The organism is Hominisplanchenecus murintestinalis, from assembly GCF_943193015.1.
GTDB lineage: Bacteria > Bacillota > Clostridia > Lachnospirales > Lachnospiraceae > Hominisplanchenecus_A > Hominisplanchenecus_A murintestinalis.
In genome coordinates this window covers 1-3,541 of record NZ_CALPCM010000090.1, presented here as the reverse complement: position 1 = coordinate 3,541, position 3,541 = coordinate 1, and the positions used below count along the sequence as shown (strand labels likewise).

General features: G+C 38.5%; 7 protein-coding genes. 3 read left to right on the top strand and 4 right to left on the bottom strand.

From position 1 onward, the window contains the following. Nucleotides 1–135: 135 nt before the first annotated feature. From NFR99_RS14850 to NFR99_RS14840, 3 genes are read right to left on the bottom strand one after another with little or no spacing between them, the layout of a single operon-like run. Nucleotides 136–843, bottom strand: coding sequence for a DUF4352 domain-containing protein (locus tag NFR99_RS14850; protein ID WP_251354039.1), 708 nt, complete (start codon nt 841–843; stop codon nt 136–138). Between the two features lie 53 nt (nt 844–896). Continuing rightward, the gene (locus NFR99_RS14845) at nt 897–1,376 is read right to left on the bottom strand and encodes an ImmA/IrrE family metallo-endopeptidase (protein WP_251354038.1); all 480 of its coding nucleotides are present in this window, start codon (nt 1,374–1,376) and stop codon (nt 897–899) included. Further along, nucleotides 1,367–1,882 (bottom strand): helix-turn-helix domain-containing protein, encoded by a 516-nt coding sequence (locus NFR99_RS14840; protein ID WP_251354037.1) that lies wholly within the window; start codon nt 1,880–1,882, stop codon nt 1,367–1,369. Before NFR99_RS14840 ends, NFR99_RS14845 begins: the two co-directional genes overlap by 10 nt. Before the next feature lie 138 nt (nt 1,883–2,020). Here NFR99_RS14840 and NFR99_RS14835 point away from each other — a divergent pair, with 138 nt between their 5' ends. Beyond that, nucleotides 2,021–2,257, top strand: coding sequence for a helix-turn-helix domain-containing protein (locus NFR99_RS14835; RefSeq protein WP_251354036.1), 237 nt, complete (start codon nt 2,021–2,023; stop codon nt 2,255–2,257). A gap of 196 nt (nt 2,258–2,453) precedes the next feature. Here NFR99_RS14835 and NFR99_RS14830 read toward each other — a convergent pair whose 3' ends face one another. Next, entirely contained in the window at nt 2,454–2,924 is a 471-nt protein-coding gene (locus NFR99_RS14830; protein WP_251354035.1) for a hypothetical protein, read from the bottom strand. 128 nt (nt 2,925–3,052) lie between these two features. Here NFR99_RS14830 and NFR99_RS14825 point away from each other — a divergent pair, with 128 nt between their 5' ends. Both NFR99_RS14825 and NFR99_RS14820 read left to right on the top strand, forming a co-directional pair. Next, entirely contained in the window at nt 3,053–3,286 is a 234-nt protein-coding gene (locus tag NFR99_RS14825) for a hypothetical protein (RefSeq protein WP_251354034.1), read from the top strand. Beyond that, on the top strand, nt 3,286–3,507 hold the full coding sequence (locus NFR99_RS14820; protein WP_251354033.1) for a hypothetical protein: 222 nt from the start codon (nt 3,286–3,288) through the stop codon (nt 3,505–3,507). Before NFR99_RS14825 ends, NFR99_RS14820 begins: the two co-directional genes overlap by 1 nt. The last annotated feature ends 34 nt before the right edge of the window (nt 3,508–3,541 follow it).

Genomic DNA, 3,541 nt, shown 5'->3' with positions numbered 1-3,541 from the left:
AGTGGTTTTATACCGTCCTCCGGGGCTGTATAGGAATCTATGTGGAAACCGTTCCTGTTGGCGCAGGGGCGGTTTTTTATGTTTTAACAAAAGTACACGATTTCGCAGAAACAATTTTATTTTGGAAAAATATATTTAACGTACTTTAAATTTCAATGTATCATTACCCGATGAAAACTGTATCAATAATTCATCTGTGGATTCTGCTACAGTGCTTGGGATTTCAAATGCAATTTCCCCTGTTTGTGATGATAAAGGGTTTATGGTCGAATCATGCAAATCATTACTATATCCAAGTAAATTGGTAGCAGTAAATTCGTATCCGTCTGAATATAAAATTTTTGCATTTACATCATCCCCAATAGAATAACTTGGAAGAAAACTATCTGCCTGTTTTCCATCATTATTGACAGTGACAAATACCTGTATAAATTTATTTCCTTCTTCCTTAGGTTCAAAAGAGCCATAATCGGCAGCAATAGAATCAACTATTTGGGCATCAGTAACATTGATTGTCCAGTCTTTTAGAGATGCGCTATTTCCCGTTTCATAAATCGTTTCTGGAGATTCTTCAGGTTGAGATTCATTTTCTGTTAATTCGGAATCTTCATCAGTTGTACTTTCAGTACTGCTTTCAGAGGTTTCAGGCTTTGTGTCAGTTTCTGGAGATTCTTCAGGTTGAGATTCATTTTCTGTTAATTCAGAATCTTCATCAGTTGTACTTTCAGTACTGCTTTCAGAGGTTTCAGGCTTTGTGTCAGTATCCTTGTTACCGTTTCCGCAAGCGATAAAGCTTGCGGATAATGCGCCTGCCAATAGGATTGCCAATAGTTTTTTCTTCATAGTTCTTATGCTCCTTTTCTTTTTTTGTATTTTTATTAAAACGCCGAAGCGGTTTAATCTGTTTTTATTTCCATAATGCCGACATATGGCTCGAAATAGACGATATAGTTATCTACAGTCGCACATATACCATATTTACTCTTGTATGCTTTGAGAGCGTCGGCAAGAAATTCCTCGGTTACCCCTAAATAATCTGCCACTTCATAGCTGTTTCGACAACCATATTGATAGGCTTTCACAATGCCCATTAGCCCGATTTGCTTGTTATATGCCCAAAGCCGCGCATGGTATTCTTGTTTTCGGTTCTCAGTTCGCGACTGGTCGAGAATATCCCCTGTTGTAGTGTAATAGTGCCCAAGTTCTTCAGCGAGGACACAAGCCTTTTCAGTGGATGTCGGGATTTTATGGTGAATTGCAATTCTGTTTTTATATATTCTTCCACTATATCCATCAATATCCTTTTCTTTGACGATCAGTTTTTCATTGTCGGCTTCAGCCAATAAATTTTCATATGTCAATAAAATCACTCCCATTCATTGTCATCCATCATAATTTTATCTACGGCAGCTTTCTGTTCTTCCGTAACGCCATTGTCATGGGCGGCATTTAAGTATGAATAATCCGACATGTCAGTTAAAGTGTTCTCCAGTTCTGCGATGCGGGAGTCTTTTTCTTGAATTTGCTCTGACTGCTCCCTCAACTTCTCCGCAATAGCATACTCCCTATCCAGTACCGTATCAACCACGACTGACCCGTCCGGGGAGTGGGTGGAGATAAGGCGGTATTTTTTAATATGTTCGTATTCCGCAAGAGTTACATCGTTTGCTTCTTTTGGAAGCTTAACGCAATCTTGAAAAAGATAATTAGCGTCAACCTTTAATGCCTCTATAAGTTTATACATAATAGGTTCTTTTGGATGGCTTGTTTCATTCTCATAGTTTGTAATGGCAGAGCCAGTAACGCCAACTATTTTTCCTAATTCTGTTTGAGTAAGTCCTTGATTTTCCCTTGCTTCTTTTATTCTATATCCAATTCCCATTCAGTTCACCTCTTTTCTGTATCTATACTATAACTCAAAAGTATTTATATGTAAATACTAAAACTCAAGAAATTTTAGAAAAATATGTTGACATCTAAAGAAACATGATGTATTATAAAGGAGAACTAAAGAAACTTGATGAAAGGAGGAAAAAACTTGAATACAGTTGTTGTTCCAAATATAAGAAGAATCATTAACGAACGAGGGTTAAAGCAGTATGCAGTAGCTGAAAGGGCTGGATATACCAAACAGCAGTTCAATGCTATGTTGACCGGAAGAAAGCTGATAACAGATATTGACATTTGTAAGATAACATCAGCTTTAAATGTGGATGCCAACACTTTATTCATGGCAAGAAAGGAGGGAAACCCTTGATAAAGCATTATCTGACAAAAATAAAAACGGGATAAGGGAGCGAAGAGAACATTGTATGATTCCATGTGGTTTGTTAAAGCCTGTTGGATTGGAACCATTGTTCAAATTATTGAAAGTTTTATATTCAACAGGCTTTTGGGTACGCGGTTATACACGATATTTTCTGTTTTTTGTATTATCGTATCTTCCTTATATACTATCTGGTGTGTATGGAACGGTTATTTTTATATTTAATGAGGATGCGGTTAATATCGCGGGCAACGACAATAGCATATTTCTGGCACTCATCCAGAAGCTTTTCGTTGCCAATGTCATTATTCCATTTTTCCAATTTGGAATAAAAGCAATCCAATGTTTCAGATAGTTCTTTATCTGCATATGCATAAGATTGATATATCAAGGACATCAGGTTTAGTATTTCGCAGTCACTAAGCGGATTTCCAAGAAGTTTTCCGGAACTGTCAAGCAAGGATACGAACGTTTTTGAACATTCTGTATAGTATGTATTCCAATAATTCATTTTCCATTCGTGTCTTTGAGACATAGCTTGAGATAACAAGTTGATTATTCCGCTGATTGCTACTGATATAACAGATGATATCACCGCAGTAAATGCTATTATACCGGCAATGTTCTGTGTATCTAAAATGTTTTCTACTATTTGCATGAATGTCTCCTTTCATATGTACTCGGCTGTTGCAACAGCCTGTACTGATAGGATAGGAGAACACAGAATAAAAGTCAATATATTTTACAAACAGCCTGTAAAGGGTGGGATAAGGAAGGTGAGGATAAATGTTGCCAGAAGTATTTAAGGTGCCGCGGGCAGCGAAGATATTGAGCGGCGAGGGCAAATACGGCAAGGTAACCGTGCAGAAGGTAAGGATGCGGATGATAAATGGCATATGGCCGATCGGGGACGTGATTCCGAAAGAAAAGACGGGCAGTAAAGAAAATGCGTATGACATTTACCGCTGGAAACTCGAAGCATTTATCGGCAGGAAGCTGACAGAGGAGGATTTTAAGTAATGAGAAAGAAGGAACAGGCAAAGCACAACCGGAGAATGGTGAGGTACATAGTATCACTCATCTCCATCCCGGTAGAGACTGTATGGCTTGTGTGCATCTGCACGCTGGTATCGCCGACACTTTCAGGAGAACAGGCAACCGTAGGGATGTGGGCGGCAGGGGCGCTGCTGTGCGCAGTGGCTTATTTAAACTGTAAAGGAGAAGGTAGGGGAAAATCATGAGGAAATATGAGTTTACAGGAGAAACGCAAAACAT

Excerpts from the sequence above, each read along its gene's own strand:
- NFR99_RS14830 (WP_251354035.1), bottom strand. The coding sequence starts at position 2,924 with ATGCAAATAGTAGAAAACATTTTAGATACACAGAACATTGCCGGTATA.
- NFR99_RS14850 (WP_251354039.1), bottom strand. The coding sequence starts at position 843 with ATGAAGAAAAAACTATTGGCAATCCTATTGGCAGGCGCATTATCCGCA.
- NFR99_RS14835 (WP_251354036.1), top strand. The coding sequence starts at position 2,021 with ATGAAAGGAGGAAAAAACTTGAATACAGTTGTTGTTCCAAATATAAGA.
- NFR99_RS14825 (WP_251354034.1), top strand. The coding sequence starts at position 3,053 with ATGTTGCCAGAAGTATTTAAGGTGCCGCGGGCAGCGAAGATATTGAGC.
- NFR99_RS14820 (WP_251354033.1), top strand. The coding sequence starts at position 3,286 with ATGAGAAAGAAGGAACAGGCAAAGCACAACCGGAGAATGGTGAGGTAC.
- NFR99_RS14845 (WP_251354038.1), bottom strand. The coding sequence starts at position 1,376 with ATGGGAGTGATTTTATTGACATATGAAAATTTATTGGCTGAAGCCGAC.
- NFR99_RS14840 (WP_251354037.1), bottom strand. The coding sequence starts at position 1,882 with ATGGGAATTGGATATAGAATAAAAGAAGCAAGGGAAAATCAAGGACTT.